This is a genomic window from Exiguobacterium sp. s59 (genome assembly GCF_018617475.1).
In the GTDB taxonomy this organism is placed as follows: domain Bacteria; phylum Bacillota; class Bacilli; order Exiguobacteriales; family Exiguobacteriaceae; genus Exiguobacterium; species Exiguobacterium aestuarii.
In genome coordinates this window covers 240,885-254,261 of sequence record NZ_JACSKG010000002.1, presented here as the reverse complement: position 1 = coordinate 254,261, position 13,377 = coordinate 240,885, and the positions used below count along the sequence as shown (strand labels likewise).

At 48.8% G+C, this 13,377-nt stretch carries 18 protein-coding genes; 1 reads left to right on the top strand and 17 read right to left on the bottom strand.

Going from position 1 to position 13,377, the window contains the following annotated elements; translation table 11 throughout:
- Positions 1 to 13: 13 nt before the first annotated feature.
- The 14 genes from KNO91_RS04690 to glyA all read right to left on the bottom strand — a co-directional run bounded on the left by KNO91_RS04690 (position 14) and on the right by glyA (position 10,907).
- Complete coding sequence (locus KNO91_RS04690) at positions 14 to 547, bottom strand: F0F1 ATP synthase subunit delta (RefSeq protein WP_214792931.1); 534 nt, start codon at positions 545 to 547, stop codon at positions 14 to 16.
- Positions 547 to 1,074 (bottom strand): F0F1 ATP synthase subunit B, encoded by a 528-nt coding sequence (gene atpF, locus KNO91_RS04685; RefSeq protein WP_214816483.1) that lies wholly within the window; start codon positions 1,072 to 1,074, stop codon positions 547 to 549. Before atpF ends, KNO91_RS04690 begins: the two co-directional genes overlap by 1 nt.
- A gap of 71 nt (positions 1,075 to 1,145) precedes the next feature.
- Complete coding sequence (gene atpE, locus KNO91_RS04680) at positions 1,146 to 1,367, bottom strand: F0F1 ATP synthase subunit C (protein WP_012727360.1); 222 nt, start codon at positions 1,365 to 1,367, stop codon at positions 1,146 to 1,148.
- 65 nt (positions 1,368 to 1,432) lie between these two features.
- Positions 1,433 to 2,170, bottom strand: coding sequence for a F0F1 ATP synthase subunit A (gene atpB, locus KNO91_RS04675; protein ID WP_214786286.1), 738 nt, complete (start codon positions 2,168 to 2,170; stop codon positions 1,433 to 1,435).
- A complete protein-coding gene (locus KNO91_RS04670) occupies positions 2,170 to 2,577 on the bottom strand; it encodes an ATP synthase subunit I (RefSeq protein WP_214792929.1) in 408 nt (135 codons plus the stop codon). The genes atpB and KNO91_RS04670 overlap by 1 nt, the downstream gene beginning before the upstream one ends.
- Positions 2,574 to 2,801, bottom strand: coding sequence for an AtpZ/AtpI family protein (locus KNO91_RS04665; protein ID WP_214786282.1), 228 nt, complete (start codon positions 2,799 to 2,801; stop codon positions 2,574 to 2,576). The genes KNO91_RS04670 and KNO91_RS04665 overlap by 4 nt, the downstream gene beginning before the upstream one ends.
- Positions 2,802 to 3,463: 662 nt before the next feature.
- Positions 3,464 to 4,093 carry a uracil phosphoribosyltransferase gene (upp, locus tag KNO91_RS04660; RefSeq protein ID WP_074035874.1) on the bottom strand — a complete coding sequence of 210 codons (630 nt, stop codon included), beginning with the start codon at positions 4,091 to 4,093 and terminating at the stop codon, positions 3,464 to 3,466.
- A 103-nt stretch (positions 4,094 to 4,196) separates the two neighbouring features.
- The gene (locus tag KNO91_RS04655) at positions 4,197 to 5,405 is read right to left on the bottom strand and encodes a hypothetical protein (RefSeq protein ID WP_214792926.1); all 1,209 of its coding nucleotides are present in this window, start codon (positions 5,403 to 5,405) and stop codon (positions 4,197 to 4,199) included.
- Positions 5,406 to 5,595: 190 nt separating this feature from the next.
- Positions 5,596 to 6,267, bottom strand: coding sequence for a S1 domain-containing protein (locus KNO91_RS04650; RefSeq protein ID WP_214792923.1), 672 nt, complete (start codon positions 6,265 to 6,267; stop codon positions 5,596 to 5,598).
- Between the two features lie 108 nt (positions 6,268 to 6,375).
- Positions 6,376 to 7,611 carry a sensor histidine kinase gene (locus KNO91_RS04645; protein ID WP_214792920.1) on the bottom strand — a complete coding sequence of 412 codons (1,236 nt, stop codon included), beginning with the start codon at positions 7,609 to 7,611 and terminating at the stop codon, positions 6,376 to 6,378.
- 2 nt (positions 7,612 to 7,613) lie between these two features.
- Positions 7,614 to 8,291 carry a response regulator transcription factor gene (locus KNO91_RS04640; protein ID WP_214786274.1) on the bottom strand — a complete coding sequence of 226 codons (678 nt, stop codon included), beginning with the start codon at positions 8,289 to 8,291 and terminating at the stop codon, positions 7,614 to 7,616.
- A gap of 65 nt (positions 8,292 to 8,356) precedes the next feature.
- Entirely contained in the window at positions 8,357 to 8,605 is a 249-nt protein-coding gene (locus KNO91_RS04635) for a hypothetical protein (RefSeq protein WP_214816481.1), read from the bottom strand.
- Between the two features lie 99 nt (positions 8,606 to 8,704).
- Positions 8,705 to 9,649 carry a hypothetical protein gene (locus KNO91_RS04630; RefSeq protein WP_214816479.1) on the bottom strand — a complete coding sequence of 315 codons (945 nt, stop codon included), beginning with the start codon at positions 9,647 to 9,649 and terminating at the stop codon, positions 8,705 to 8,707.
- 4 nt (positions 9,650 to 9,653) lie between these two features.
- The gene (gene glyA, locus KNO91_RS04625; protein WP_214786268.1) at positions 9,654 to 10,907 is read right to left on the bottom strand and encodes a serine hydroxymethyltransferase; all 1,254 of its coding nucleotides are present in this window, start codon (positions 10,905 to 10,907) and stop codon (positions 9,654 to 9,656) included.
- Between the two features lie 132 nt (positions 10,908 to 11,039).
- Between glyA and KNO91_RS04620 the strand changes: the two genes are divergently transcribed.
- Positions 11,040 to 11,825 carry an alpha/beta hydrolase gene (locus KNO91_RS04620; protein ID WP_214792911.1) on the top strand — a complete coding sequence of 262 codons (786 nt, stop codon included), beginning with the start codon at positions 11,040 to 11,042 and terminating at the stop codon, positions 11,823 to 11,825.
- Between the two features lie 51 nt (positions 11,826 to 11,876).
- On the opposite strand, the gene KNO91_RS04615 is transcribed toward KNO91_RS04620, so the two are convergent.
- The 3 genes from KNO91_RS04615 to KNO91_RS04605 are packed head-to-tail and all read right to left on the bottom strand — an operon-like array spanning position 11,877 to position 13,361.
- Positions 11,877 to 12,419 (bottom strand): TIGR01440 family protein, encoded by a 543-nt coding sequence (locus KNO91_RS04615; RefSeq protein WP_371816635.1) that lies wholly within the window; start codon positions 12,417 to 12,419, stop codon positions 11,877 to 11,879.
- Entirely contained in the window at positions 12,416 to 12,856 is a 441-nt protein-coding gene (gene rpiB, locus KNO91_RS04610; RefSeq protein ID WP_214694546.1) for a ribose 5-phosphate isomerase B, read from the bottom strand. Before rpiB ends, KNO91_RS04615 begins: the two co-directional genes overlap by 4 nt.
- A 4-nt stretch (positions 12,857 to 12,860) precedes the next feature.
- A complete protein-coding gene (locus KNO91_RS04605) occupies positions 12,861 to 13,361 on the bottom strand; it encodes a low molecular weight protein arginine phosphatase (protein ID WP_214816475.1) in 501 nt (166 codons plus the stop codon).
- Between the last annotated feature and the right edge of the window lie 16 nt (positions 13,362 to 13,377).

Sequence of the window (13,377 nt, the reverse complement as noted above, 5' to 3'; positions counted from 1 at the left end):
TCACCCCTATTTCTTACGCATTCAACAATTCACGCTCGAGGCGTGTCAATTTCGTTTCGATCGTATCATCGTACGTCGTGTATCCGACTTGGACACGGAGTCCACCGATGACTTCTTCATCGACGACGTTCTTCAATTGGAGCGTCTTCCCGAGCTTCTGTCCGAAGACAAGTTCGACGTCTTTCAAGTCTGTTGCCGACAACGGGTAGGCGCTAGTGACAATACCCTCTGCAATCCCACGGTAGTCGTTGATGAAATCGCGGACGTAACGTGGCAATGCGCGAACCTCTGCCGCACGGTCGTTTTCGACCATGACGAGAAGTGTGTTCACGACAATCGCCGTCATATCACCAAAGCTGTCTTTTAAAAGCTGTGCAAGCTCGCTGTCACTGACTGCCGGATTCGTTAAGAGATCCATGAGTTCAGGAGTCGCGTGGAGCACTTCATCGAGCAGACGCACTTCCGCTTCGACTTGGTCGAGCGTGCCTTGTTCCCGCGCTAAGTCGAAGAGTGCTTTGGCATAGCGTTTTGCTAATGATGCGTTCATCAGTTCGCACCTTTCGCTTTAGACAGGAAGTCTGTGACGAGGGCACGTTGTTTCGCTTCATCGCCTTTAAGGTCTGATTGAAGGACGTGGCGTGCTGCCGAGAGCGCCTGTGTGACGACTTCGGTTTGAAGTGATTGTTTCGCAAGCTCGCGCTCACGCTCAATCGCCTTCTCTGCCTCGTTTTTAATTTGTTCAGCTTCCAAACGCGCCTGCTCCACCAAGCGTGCTTGTTCTGCTTCTGCTTGTCGACGGCTTGCGTCGAGCATTTCTTTCGACTCTGTACGTGCCGCACTGAGTGCATCACGTTGTTCGACGACATAGTTTTCCGCATCTTTGCGGCTCTTTTCAGCGAGTTCAATCTCATTCGCTACATACTCTTCACGCTGTCTCATCATTCCAAGGAGTGGTCCCCAAGCAAATTTCTTCAACAGGGCCAAGAGTACGAGGAATGTGAAAATTGTAAAGATCATATCTAGGATGCGGAGGCCTTCGCCGCCGCCACCAGCTGCAATCATCATCGTATCCATGCATACCCTCCTCTTGACTAAATAAGTGAGGGAGACGTGCTCCCTCTCATGCTATTCTCGTTAACTCGGAATCAAGAGTTGAGGAGAAGGAAACCGACAGCCACACCGATGATCGGGAGGGCCTCAACCAAACCGATACCGATGAACATTGTTTGACGAAGTTCGTTTTTGAGTTCTGGTTGACGTGCTTGTCCTTGTACTGTTCCGTATACGATCAAACCGTTACCGATACCAGCTGCGAGTGCTCCAAGACCGATAACAAGTGCTGTTGCGAGAAGATTAAGTTGTTCCATTGTGTATATTCCTCCTAAAAGTTAAGTAAATAATTTGTTTGTAACGCTTTGGCGAGATGTCCGAATCAATGTTCGGCCGAAGCTTTGTGCCCGATGTACACCATTGCAAGCGTCAGGAAAATGTAGGATTGGATAACCCCGATAAAGATTGAGAAACCTTGCCATAGAATCATTGGGAAGACCGCAAAGATTGCGCCGAGCGGGTTAAGTGCTCCTTCGGCTGTAATCGCGAGTCCCAAGATGATGGTAATCATGATTTCACCGGCAAAAATGTTACCGTATAGACGCAAACCGAGCGTCAATGTGTTTGCAAACTCCTCGATCAATTTGATCGGAAGTAAGAACCAGACTGGTTTCACGAATTCCGCCGAATAGTGCTTGAATCCGTGTAGCTTCACCCCGTAGTAATGCGACATTGCAACGACGAGTGTCGACAACGCCAAGGTTACGTAAGGATCGGCCGTCGGTGAGTTGAACCACAGATAGTGTCCGGAAATGACGTTAAACGGTAGACCCATCAAGTTTGAGAAGAGAATGAACAAAATCAACGTCATCCCAAATCCGATAAAGCGTCCTCCTGTCTTCCAGTCCATCGCACTTGCGATGATTCCACGCACGAACTCCGCGAAGAATTCCATGAAGTTTTGTTTGCCAGTCGGCTTCATAGCCAAACGTCTTGTCCCCCAGAGTGCGAACACGAAGACGAGTAACGCTGCTATTAGCACTGTAATGACGTTCGTCCAGCTCCCGTATAACGTATAGTCCCCAAAGTTCAGAGAATATGTGGGAAACTCATGACCCATTAATATTCACCTCTTTTCCTGCTGAGCTGGGCAAGTGTGAACTCGCCAAATTGTATGATGTGGCCGGCGATTAGACCAGTTACCACCGCGATGACGGACACTCGATCCTCATAGAGAAGACCGACTATCACTGCTAAAGCACCGACCGCCATTCTTGAAACGGTCCCGTGCGACTTTGGTCGTCGTCCATGCTCGATGACGTCATACATGCGAATGACGCTTCGATTCTGCATATGTAGAATGATGAGACTTCCGACCCCGCCGATGAACAACCCGAAAAATACGGCTTTATACATCGGGATGATGAATGCGCCGACTAGCAAAATCGCAAACCAGACGGTAAACCATTTCGTATAACGCTTCATCAGTTCTTTCTGTGCTTTTCTGTCTGCTTGAATCGTATTCATTCGTCCTCTCCTGTCAATAAACTCCGAAGGGTGAGAACTAGCGCCGTAATCCCGAGCACGAGCCCGAGGATGATCGACACATTCCAACCGAACGTGCCCCAAAATTCACGTCTTTCGCCGTATTGTCCGACGAGATAACCGATGACGATCGGTCCAGCAAGTGCTGTCGAAATTTGTGAAGCGAGCGAGGCGTAGGATAGGTAACGATTGTCTTTTTTCGCCATCCTGGTCCCCCTTTCACACATGGTGCGCTTCTCAGTTCTTCACAGATTCACACTCGCGTGACCATCAAAAGTCACACAAGTTCAGAGTAATAGAAATGGCATAAGAAGTCAATGAATTTCACAATTATAAAAGCGCTTTAAATCAAGTCGTATCAATAGTTTTACGCACTTCATAAAGTAAACGATTGATGCACTTTTTAAAGAAAGTGTGAAGAAACGTTGAAATAAAAATGTTGACTTTATAACATTTCACAAACGGAATCAGATGAAGAATAGTTCAGTTATACCCCCACGTTTTGGAAATTTCAATCCGTAAACGTTTACGTTCACAAAGAGTTACGAAACGGTCGTTGACTTCATTTTGAAATCGTTTTCAACGTCCTGTTTCAGTATACCGAGGATGTTTTTGCCATGTCGAGCGATTTTGCCCATTTTTTTGTGAGGAATCTCATCGTTCTTTTTGGACGCATTTTCACGCCACGTCTAAACGGAAAATTGCGCGATTACATTTAAATAAGAAAGAACAGCATTTATTCGTCTCACATATCGATTCTCTGCCGTTCACTTTTGTGTCTATTTTGTGACATCTTCAAATGACAAATATTATTCGAGAAACATCATGAAAAAAAGCGAAAATCGCATAGACGATTCTCGCTTCAATCTTACTTCGTACCAAACAAACGGTCACCCGCATCCCCAAGTCCAGGAACGATATAACCGTGATCATTTAATTTTTCATCGAGTGCTGCAAGATAAATTTCTACATCCGGATGTTCTGCTTGTACACGTTCTACGCCTTCTGGTGCTGCACAAAGACAAGCCAACTTAATTGACTTCGCTCCGTGTTTTTTAAGAGCAGCGATGGCATCAGCGGCTGAACCACCCGTTGCGAGCATCGGATCGACGACGATGAAGTCGCGTTCCGTCACGTCTGTCGGGAGTTTCAAGTAGTATTCGTGTGGCTCAAGTGTTTCCGGATCACGATAGAGACCGATATGGCCAACTTTTACGTTCGGCATCATTTTGAGGAACCCATCCACCATACCAAGTCCTGCACGTAAAATAGGGACGATTCCCAATTTCTTGCCGGCAATCATCTTTTGAGTGGAAACAGAGACCGGTGTCTCAATTTCTACGTCTGTTAGGGGTAGGCTGCGCGTGATTTCGTATGCCATAAGTGAAGAAACTTCGTCGACGAGTTCACGGAACTGCTTCGTCCCCGTCTCTACTTTTCGCATAATCGTCATTTTGTGCTGAATCAAAGGATGGTCATAAACATGTACTTTTCCCATCTTGCTTCACTCCTCTCTCATTCTCTCTCGAGCATTGTACCCTAACTCTGTTGAGATGGGTAGAGCCAACTTCTATTTTCTCAAAGGTCAGACGCCATGAACGTCAATTGGCTTGGAAATAGTCGTTTGCAGGAAGTTCGTAAGACCGTGACGTCTTTTGGTCAATCAAGTAGAGCTCAGTTTCCGTTTTCCATACATCAAACGACTGTTTGGTTAATTCTTGGTACAAATGTAACTGTCCAACGTTGACCGCGTCAGTCGGCTTCTCGCGCATTGGAACGTGAGACAATTCATCAAATAGTTCTTGGGTTTTTGGTCCGTCTAGCCAGACTGTATCACGCTTTGATTCGAAGACGGCGAGTTGCATCTCGTCATCGATTGGTCGGGACGACATCTTGTTCGGGACAGGTCGACGAACGTGTCCCCAAATCTCAAGAACAGTCCCATATGTTTTAGATAGCGCAAGTGAAGTCTGTTCAGAAACATCTTCTTCAATCGGTTGCTCGGATAGGATGATCCGCTTCATTAGTTCTCGATGATTTCCTTCTAGAGAGAGTTCCTCTTCTTTTGCATCGACTTTCATATACGGTGCTTCGTACATACTCGGAAGAACAAGTTGTTTAAGCGATGGTTCCTTCCCGATTTGAAGAGCGATTCGGTTGTCGGCCCGTTTCGTCAAAAAGACATAGCCCTCATTTTCTCCACTTTGAAACGGGAACAGTCTCGGTTCGACAATCGGATCGAGCGTTCGTCCGTTCCGAATTGTCTCGAATGTCACGTAAAGCGCACCCGTATCCGGGGTCGTGTAGCGGAATGCCGAATCCGCAATCACCGCTTCATGAGTATCGTTCATCTTAAAAGCGCTCGTAATTTCTTTCATGTCCTCGACGCGATCGAATTCAATCGTCGAGACAACCTCTGACTCGATGAACCGTTCTTTGTCGAGTGCTTCGAATTCTTGAATCGGTTCAATCGCAAACGTTCGCTCCATCAATTGGTTGCTGTTTGCACAAGTGAGATATCGTTCTTCCCCCGCGGCAAAGTACTTCACATTTTTATAGCCGAGGGCTTCGTAAAGAGGATGACGGAATGTCACTTCCGCCACCTTCGCCCTACGCTTCGGTAAGACATCGGTCGGTCGTTGCTCACAGTATGTAAGAAGTTTCTCTTTTGTTTGTTCGGTTAATGTCACCTCAGGGTCTTGTTCGACTCGATAAGATGACAGAGGACGTAATTCAATCGCGTTTAACGTCTCGGCCCCACATCCACTCAACAAGATACAACTGAGTAAGATTCCCCAGTACGTCCGCATTGATGTTCCCCTCATTCCCAATTCGGTGAAAACCACCTAAATTTTTCTTGTACATCATAACATATAACCTATTTTTGTGATGATTTCAGAATTATTACGTTTCCAGCGATTCTTTATAGGCTTTTGCGTAAACGCATTTCCATATAAAAAAGAACCAATCAGTTAAGATTAGTTCTTTTTCGTCACTTGATTAATCGTTTTCGCGCTCATCTTCACTAGAATCATCTTGAGATGAGTCGTCTTGTGAGGAATCGTCTTGCTCATATTGGCCGTCCTCAGATTCATTGTCCACTTCGATGACTTCTTGATCCCGATTCAATTCAAGTTTGACGCGATCTCCAACCCGTGGTGTGTCGTCGTCGATTTCAGAGCGTGAAGCGAGTGGATACGTTTCGTCTGTTCCATCGATGTTAATCGTGACTTCTTGGTCTGTGAGTTTGACGAGCGTTCCAGTAATGTATGCATCGTCATCTCCGCTCTCACGGTCCACTTCTTTCACTTCATCGCTTCGATTCAATTCGAGTTTCACTCGGTCGCCGACTTGCGGTGTATCGTCGTCGATTTCATGCGTTTGTGCCAAGCGATACGTCGATTCTTTTCCATTGAAGCTGATTGTGACATCCTCTTTTGTCAGACTCACAAGTGTCCCGTATAGTTCATAGTCATCTTCTACTCGTGAAGATGATGAATCGTCTGATGCGTTGACGTTTGAATCTTCTGAGGGTGACGCGTCGTCACTAGCTTGATTGATGGCTTGCGGGACGATGACTGTGTCCGTCTGATTCCCACTCACATAAAATCCGATTCCTACAATTGCCATGACGCCAAGTAAAGCTCCGATGATCCAGCCGATGCGTTTCATGTTCATTTCCTCCTCGTGATATGTTCTTCTTATTTTCATCATAAGCCTCGTATGTGAGAACGCATTTAAGGCTTCATTAGAAGTTGATGAGAAAATACGAAATGTTCATCATCGAGTGAGGAAAAAGACACTGCCGTCAGGGTCATTCGGTTTGCTTCCGATCGCCCACCCATTCAAATTCGCGACTTCTTTGGCAATCGCCAACCCAAGTCCACTCCCACTTCGATCTCTGGCTTCATCCAACCGATAAAATCGATCGAACAGACGAGCTCTTATCTCTTCTGTTAGGATTGGTCCCCTGTCGCGTACTTCGATGCGATCACTTGTCAGGTGGAGACTCGTCTCTTCTGCATATTTCAAACTATTATCGATCAAGATGACAAGAATACGTTGTAGCGATTCACGATGCCCGTACCAACTGCCGTTCGCTTTGATTGGAACGTGCGCGCCATGCGAGCGTAAAAATCTTTCCGTCAACACTTCCCCAAGTTCGGCTAAGTCGATGTCTTCCTGGTCGACCTGTTCAAGTGAGGCGAAGCGATTTAATTCCAACATCGGTTCAATCAAGTCGTTTCGCATTTGTCGCGACTCGGTCAAAATGTGGTCGATAGCCTCAGCGCGTACACTCTCATCTTCTTGTCCCCAACGTTGCAATAATTTCGCATATCCTTCGATAACGGTCAGCGGTGTTTTTAGTTCATGTGAAACATCGGCGACGAAACGTCGCTGTTGTTCCATCGTTCCCTCGACTCGTTCAATCATATGATTGAATCCATGTGATAAGGTCGTCACCTCGTCCTTTCCATCATCGACGGCAATCGTTTCTAACTTGCCCGATTCCGTAATGCGCTCCATCGTCTCGGTCAATCGACGTAACGGTAACAACCCTTGGCGTAAAATCCACCATGTTCCGAGGAACGTCAAAAGGACGGCAAGGAAAAACATGACGAGAAAAATCGTCGCCAATGCTTGAATCGTGTCACTCACCGCCCGGTCTTGAAATCCGAACGCCAATCCATCTGTTGTGGCGACGACAAACCAGTCATCAATGAGTGCAGGTTCGCCGTAATTGATCGGAAACGTCGTTCCGTCCGGCACCCCTCCGCCAATGATGCCCCACTCTCCGTTTTCTTGACGCTCTAAGACGACACTATCTTCGTGAAGGGACAGTACCGCATCACTGTTTCGAACGTCTTCTTCCAACAGGTTTAACGCTTGTTGTAACACGTCAAAACGTGAATCGACAATCTCCTGCCTAGCGACGAACCATGTCGTGCCAAACGAGATGAGAAGGAGCAACAACATGAAGCCCGTCATCGCCCAAGCGATTTTTGTCCGTAACATGCTCACTCACCACGCTTTAACATATAGCCGACGCCTCGGACGGTTTGAATCCAAGAACCGGTCAGTTTCTTTCGGACGTAACGAACATACACGTCCACGACGTTCGTATCACCGAAGTAATCAAATCCCCATACATGTTCGACGAGTTGATCTCGTGTCAACACACGCTCAGGGTGCTCTAAAAAGAAGACCAACAAATCAAACTCACGCCGTGTCAAATCAACTTTATTTCCCTCGCAATACACCTCATGCCGATTCACATCGACTTTGAGTGTCTCATAGGTCAGGACATGTTCGGAATGGTCCTGTCGAACAAGCTGGCGCATGCGTAAAAACGCCCGGATTCGAGCGAGCACTTCTTCTATTTCGAACGGTTTCGTGATGTAGTCATCAGCACCTAGGTCAAGCCCGCTCACTTTGTCATAGCGGTCCCCTCGCGCCGTCACCATGAGAACGGGCAACAGTGGTCTCTCTTCCTTCAATCGACGGACCACCTCGAGTCCACTCATTTGAGGCAGCATGATATCAAGTAAGACGAGGTCGATGTCGTCGGCGACGGCCCGTTCTAAACCGCTACGCCCATCTGTCGCCACGACGACTTCATACCCTGCATGCTTCAACTCCAACTCCAGTAACCGTGCGATTTTTGAATCATCTTCTACGACCAGAATCGTCTGCATCCTGTTCACCCCTTTGAAAAAACGCCGAGCGGACCGCTCGACGCATTATGATTCATTTCCCGAAATCAATCCGCAAAAAACAGACGGACGTCTTCTGGGATTGCTGATTCTACTTGTCTTTCGAGACGGTCTTCCCATTGATCCCACGTTGCATCGACTTGTTCAATCTGTTGTTCGATATCAATCGCCGCGAGCGACAGTTGTGTCAGGCTCGATTGCCCTGGCGACGTAAAGAATAGAAAACCGGCAAGTCCGACGGCCATCAGGCTAATCGCTAACAGGCTAGTCCCAATTGTTTTTAGTAAACGTTTCATTCACGCATCCCTCCTATTCGCATCATACGATGCGAAAACGAGAAGTCGTGGTGATCTTCATTAGAATTTCATGAGAAAAGGCGCTGCTCGCGCAACACCTCACTCGTCGAGCACAGATTTTGCAATCGGCGCCCAATACGTTCCTTCCATCTCTGACACGGTTGTCAGCGTATCCCGATAAGCAGGATCGTCCGCTTTTTTCTCGGCGATTCCTTTCATCCAGAGGACATCTGCCTTGTACCCAGACTCAGGATAGGATTCGAGATAAGCCGCATAGTCAGCGATTGTCGCTTTGCCTAACTTGTTGTCGACAAGGAGTCGATAAAATCCGACGGCCTGTTCTTGACCTGCTTTCGCTTTCCCGTCGAGCAACTGTTCAGCTTGCTCGTACTGTTTGTCTTGTACGAGCGCTTCGACCTCCGCTAACGGAACGACGTCCGGCGCTGGAGTCGACTGTTCTTCCGTCGCATCAGTTGGCGCCTCTTCTTGATCTTGTAGCTGCTCATTTTCCTTCTCGAGTCGGGCGACTTCCGCTTCGAGTTCCTTCAGACGCTCCGCCATCGCCTCTTCCTCCGTCACCGTCTCGACGACGACTTGGTCCGTCTCGCTCGGCGGCACAATCGGAGGTTCAGCATCTGGCCAAAAGATGAGCGCGGCGGCAGCAAGCCCGACGACGAGCGGAAGACCTAACCATTTCTTATCAAACTTGAACGTCTGTCGCCACTCGGCTAAATCCGAATGCTGGATGACGGCCGTTGAGAACGAACGAAAGCGGCGCTTGGCCGCTTTTTTCCCGTTCGCTTTCACTTCTAGCGCAAGACCTAGTCGATGGAACGCTGCGGGCACTTTCATCCCGAGGAGCGGTACAATCCGTTCGCTCGCTTCTTCGTAATAGCCGTGGTCGAGGAGCGTCGTAATGACCCCGAACTCGCTGGCGACAAGACGGAAAGACGGATCATGTTCCCCTTTACGAGCCAACCATTCCGTCATATCGATCAATGGGAGTTCGGAGAGCTCTCGTTCTGCTAGTGTCCGGATGTCCATTGACTCAGCCTCGTTCTGGGTAAAGTGGGAACTTCGCAGTTAACGTTCGCACGTCTTGGAGTGCTTCTGCGAGTACCGACTCGTCTTCATGATGTTTGAGTACACGACCGATCAGGCGTGCCACTTCTTGCATATCGTCCTCTTTGAAGCCACGCGTCGTCATCGCTGCCGTACCGAGACGGATTCCGCTTGTGACGAATGGTGATGCTGGATCGAATGGGATCGTGTTTTTGTTGACCGTGATTCCTGCAGCGTCGAGCGCATGCTCCGCCGCTTTCCCTGTGATGTCGATTCCTTGAAGGTCGACGAGTAAGAGGTGGTTGTCCGTTCCGCCCGATACGATTCGGAGCCCTTCTTCTTCAAGACCAGCCGCAAGTGCCTGTGCATTGGCGATGACTTGACGCTGATACTCTTTGAATTCTGGTTGGAGTGCCTCTCCGAACGCGACTGCTTTCGCTGCGATGACGTGCATGAGCGGTCCACCTTGAATTCCTGGGAAGATGGATTTGTCGATTGCTTTCGCGAACTCTTCCTTACAAAGAATCATACCGCCACGTGGTCCACGGAGTGTCTTGTGCGTCGTCGTCGTGACGAAATCCGCATGCTCGACTGGGTTCGGGTGAAGACCTGCTGCCACGAGTCCAGCAATGTGTGCCATATCGACCATGAGATATGCATCGACACTGTCCGCGATTTCACGGAACTTCGCGAAGTCGATTGTGCGCGGGTAAGCCGATGCTCCTGCGACAATCAATTTTGGTTTATGTTCTTTTGCGAGTGCTGCGACAACGTCATAGTCGATGTGTTCTGTCTCTTTGTCTACACCGTATTCGACGAAGTTATATTGCACACCAGAGAAGTTGACCGGGCTACCGTGCGTCAAGTGACCACCGTGTGAAAGGTTCATCCCGAGCACCGTGTCTCCTGCTTCAAGCACTGTGAAATAGACCGCCATGTTTGCTTGTGCACCTGAGTGTGGTTGTACGTTCGCATGTTCTGCACCGAACAATGCTTTCGCACGGTCGCGCGCCAAGTTTTCAGCGACGTCGACAAACTCACAGCCGCCATAGTAACGGCGTCCCGGATATCCTTCGGCATACTTGTTCGTCAATACGCCTCCTTGCGCTTCCATGACCGCTTCTGAAACAAAGTTTTCTGAAGCGATGAGTTCGATGTTGTCGCGTTGACGACCGAGCTCGTGTTGCATTGCCTCAAACAATTCCGCATCCTGCACTTTTAACTTCGTCGTGTTTACCATGTGAAGACCCCCTCTAAATGTCTAAAAATCAACACCCCCATCGTACCACACGCATCTTTTTTTGGGTATCGCTATAATCAGGTGAAAAGATGGGTATCATTAGAAAGAATGTAACTGTGAGGAGGTCACTTCATGATTGAGACAAAAGACATTACAATTACCCCGTTTGAACGTAGCCGGACGGTCCGAATCTACACACCAGCAGATTACGAGACATCTGAGAAACGTTATCCCGTCCTCTATATGCATGACGGGCAAAACTGTTTCGCAGACGAGGAAGCGAGCTACAACATGAGTTGGCGCGTCGGTGAATACTTAGACGCCTCGAAACGCGACTTGATTGTCGTCGCCATCGATAGCGCACCTGGGGAAAAACGACTCGATGAGTATGGACCGTGGGAAAATCCGTATATCGGGGATAGCCTGCTCGGACGCGACATCGTCCTCGGTGGAGAAGGATCGGCATATATCGAATATATCGCCCAAGAATTAAAACCGATGATCGATGCCGACTATCGGACTCTTCCCGACGAAACAGCGATGATGGGGAGCTCGATGGGGGGACTCATCTCAATCTATGCAGCATGTGTCTATCCAGAGATCTTTAAACGCGTCGCCTCTTTATCATCTGCCTTCTGGTTCAATCAAACTGAGCTCGAACAATTGATTGAGGTGAGCGACTTGAAAGGTGTCGAACGTCTCTATTTAGACGTCGGTGCCAAAGAAGTCGAGGAACCGATGGAGAACGGACCGACGAACGAGATGTATCGTGAGTCGAGCGAACGCGTGTACAACTTGTTAAAAGACAAAGTCGAGCACATCCGCTTCGAAGTGATCGAGGAGGGCGTTCACAATGAGCTCGCCTGGCGCGAGCGCTTCCCGATGGTCGTGTCGTATTTGTTTGGCGAAGAACTATAATCACAAAAAAAGCATCGCATTCGGTCGAAAAACCTGAATGCGATGCCTTTTTCATTTGTTCGGGTATTGAGCTCGTGGTCCACCGATCAGTTTCGGTCTCGTGACAGCGAACGTGACGTACGCTTCTCCGAGATGTTTCGACGATAATCGGACCGGGATGGCCACTGGTTTCAAATGCATCCCGATCAATGTCGAGCCGATATCAATCCCCGCATCCGCTTGAATCGATTCGACGACACATGGTTCCTCGAAGTTCGCATATGCCTTCTCTGACATCGCCCCACCCGCCAATCGGACAGGGACGACCGTCACTTCTGATAGACCAAATTGCTTGAGCGTCCGCCGTTCCACGGTGAGCGCACGGTTGATGTGTTCACACCCTTGAAACGCCAAATGGACACCTGTTTTCTTTTTGAATTCAAGGAAGGCCTCCATCAACTCTTCTGCGACGTCGATGGACCCAGCCTTTCCAATCGTTTTTCCAAGCACTTCACTCGTGGAGCATCCGATGACGAGAATACGCTCATCATGTAACGGGAAGCGTTCATGAAGCTCCGTTAATAATCCGAGAAGTTCCGTCTTCATTGAGCTCACTTCGATTCGTAAGCGCTCATCTTGTCGACACGGTTTGAATGGCGTCCACCTTCAAAGTCTGTATCGAGCCACGTCGCCACCAAATCGACCGCAAGACCGGGTCCGATGACACGCTCGCCCATCGTCATGATGTTCGAGTCGTTATGCTGACGTGTCGCTTTCGCACTGAACGAGTCGTGAACGAGTGCCGCACGAATCCCTTTTACTTTGTTCGCTGCGATGCCGATTCCGATCCCTGTCCCACAAATCAAGATTCCACGATCGAATTCGCCTGCTGCTACAGCTTCGGCGACCGGAATCGCTACGTCTGGATAGTCAATCGAGTCGGCAGAGTGCGTACCAAAGTCTTTATACTCATGTCCGAGTTCCTCAAGCAATGCTACGATATCTCTCTTTAAGTTGAAGCCGCCATGGTCGGCGCCGATTGCAATTTTCATTCGTTCATTCCCCCGTCTTCTTTGGTAGGCGTCTCGGTGGTTTCGTCACCTTTGACCCATCATTCGTTAATTTTAACACAAGTCGATTCACGAGTGGCTCGAGTTCGTTTCGCACTTGGCGATACACATTCATCGAACCGCCGAACGGATCGTTGATGTCTCGCTCAAGCCCTGTCACGAATTCGTAGAGCGTGTACGTCCGCTCTGCCAAATCCGGGTATGTATCCCGAATTTGTTCGCGGTGCGCACGTGTCATCGTCAAGATGATGTCCGCCCAGTTTCCTAGCACCTCATCGAACGTCTGGGTGACATGATCGAGCTCAATCCCACGTTCTCTGAGAACTTGCAGTGCATTTTCAGAAGCATCGAATCCTTGCATCGTTCGTAGACCGGCTGAGCGAATATCGATCTCGTCCCCTGTCATTTTCGAACGGAGCAAGGCCATCGCCATCGGGCTTCGGCACGTGTTGCCACTACATATGAATAATACGCGTTTCATTGACATCGCGTGTCCTCCTCTA

Coding starts and splice junctions, on each gene's coding strand:
- KNO91_RS04605 (WP_214816475.1), bottom strand. CDS start 13,361: ATGTCAATGAAACGCGTATTATTCATATGTAGTGGCAACACGTGCCGA.
- KNO91_RS04630 (WP_214816479.1), bottom strand. CDS start 9,649: ATGGACATCCGGACACTAGCAGAACGAGAGCTCTCCGAACTCCCATTG.
- upp (WP_074035874.1), bottom strand. CDS start 4,093: ATGGGAAAAGTACATGTTTATGACCATCCTTTGATTCAGCACAAAATG.
- KNO91_RS04690 (WP_214792931.1), bottom strand. CDS start 547: ATGAACGCATCATTAGCAAAACGCTATGCCAAAGCACTCTTCGACTTA.
- KNO91_RS04635 (WP_214816481.1), bottom strand. CDS start 8,605: ATGAAACGTTTACTAAAAACAATTGGGACTAGCCTGTTAGCGATTAGC.
- atpF (WP_214816483.1), bottom strand. CDS start 1,074: ATGGATACGATGATGATTGCAGCTGGTGGCGGCGGCGAAGGCCTCCGC.
- KNO91_RS04655 (WP_214792926.1), bottom strand. CDS start 5,405: ATGCGGACGTACTGGGGAATCTTACTCAGTTGTATCTTGTTGAGTGGA.
- KNO91_RS04665 (WP_214786282.1), bottom strand. CDS start 2,801: ATGGCGAAAAAAGACAATCGTTACCTATCCTACGCCTCGCTCGCTTCA.
- KNO91_RS04670 (WP_214792929.1), bottom strand. CDS start 2,577: ATGAATACGATTCAAGCAGACAGAAAAGCACAGAAAGAACTGATGAAG.
- atpE (WP_012727360.1), bottom strand. CDS start 1,367: ATGGAACAACTTAATCTTCTCGCAACAGCACTTGTTATCGGTCTTGGA.
- KNO91_RS04645 (WP_214792920.1), bottom strand. CDS start 7,611: ATGTTACGGACAAAAATCGCTTGGGCGATGACGGGCTTCATGTTGTTG.
- glyA (WP_214786268.1), bottom strand. CDS start 10,907: ATGGTAAACACGACGAAGTTAAAAGTGCAGGATGCGGAATTGTTTGAG.
- KNO91_RS04620 (WP_214792911.1), top strand. CDS start 11,040: ATGATTGAGACAAAAGACATTACAATTACCCCGTTTGAACGTAGCCGG.
- rpiB (WP_214694546.1), bottom strand. CDS start 12,856: ATGAAAATTGCAATCGGCGCCGACCATGGCGGCTTCAACTTAAAGAGA.
- KNO91_RS04650 (WP_214792923.1), bottom strand. CDS start 6,267: ATGAAACGCATCGGCTGGATCATCGGAGCTTTACTTGGCGTCATGGCA.
- atpB (WP_214786286.1), bottom strand. CDS start 2,170: ATGGGTCATGAGTTTCCCACATATTCTCTGAACTTTGGGGACTATACG.
- KNO91_RS04640 (WP_214786274.1), bottom strand. CDS start 8,291: ATGCAGACGATTCTGGTCGTAGAAGATGATTCAAAAATCGCACGGTTA.